This window comes from Microbacterium sp. MMO-35 (genome assembly GCF_037147555.1).
Taxonomy (GTDB): Bacteria; Actinomycetota; Actinomycetes; order Actinomycetales; family Microbacteriaceae; genus Microbacterium.
Genome location: NZ_JBBCVH010000033.1, coordinates 1 through 880 on the forward strand (window position 1 = coordinate 1; position 880 = coordinate 880).

At 59.8% G+C, this 880-nt stretch carries 1 protein-coding gene; it reads left to right on the forward strand.

Annotated elements, in window-relative coordinates; translation table 11 throughout:
- Window positions 1-716, forward strand: a 716-nt coding sequence (locus WFJ01_RS19035) for a WXG100-like domain-containing protein (protein WP_336630049.1), incomplete at its 5' end; no start/stop codon positions are given.
- Window positions 717-880 lie beyond the last annotated feature (164 nt).

Consider the following 880-nt stretch of genomic DNA (forward strand, 5'->3'; position numbering starts at 1 on the left):
GTGCTGTCGTGGGAATGATGTTGCCGAATGAGCTTGTCTGGGTGATGGAGAAGCTGGGTTTTGATTGGCCTGATATCGATGAGGATGAGGTCAGTAAGGGTGCGACTCTGGTGCGGAATCTGGGGTCGGATCTGGAGTCGGTGATCCAGTCGGTTGATCGGAAGGTCAATGGGGATATCGCGGGGGCGATGCGGGGGCAGACGGGTCCGGCGACGTTGAGTGCGTGGAATGCGAATCGGTCGCAGAATCTGCAGAAGCTGATCGATATCATGCCGCCGGCGGCGACGGCGATGGATATCGGTGCGGCGGCGATCACGGGGTTGAAGGTCAAGGTGATCGTGGATGTGACGTCGACGTTGGTGACGTTGGTGGCGATGTTGACGAATCCGGTGACGGCTCTGGGGGCGGGGCCGATGTTGTTGATCAAGAAGAAGCTGTTGAACGCGGCGGTGGACATCGTGGTGGAGCAGTTGATGAATCAGTTGGCTCCGATGGCGATCGAGCCGTTGGCGGAGCAGTTGCCGGCGGTGATCGATGCGGTGCTGGATGCGCCGATGGTGGAGGCGTCGGTGGGGGATTCGGATGAGTTCTTCGCGGATCTGCAGGCGTTGGAGGATGCGCAGGCGGAGATGAAGGTGCATGGGGCGGATATTCAGTCGATCACGTCGACGTTCTTCGCGGAGTTCTCGGCGTTGGATTTCGGGGGTGATGACTGATGAGTTCGGTGAAGCCGATCATCCGGGAGTTGAAGCAGGCGGCGTTGAAGGGGTTCGCGCATGCGGATCACAAGCTGCACCAGTTGACGGCGAACATGGACGGGCATCTCGACGACGTCATCCGCCAGGTCAAGGACAAGGACCACTACGACGGCAAGGTCGAC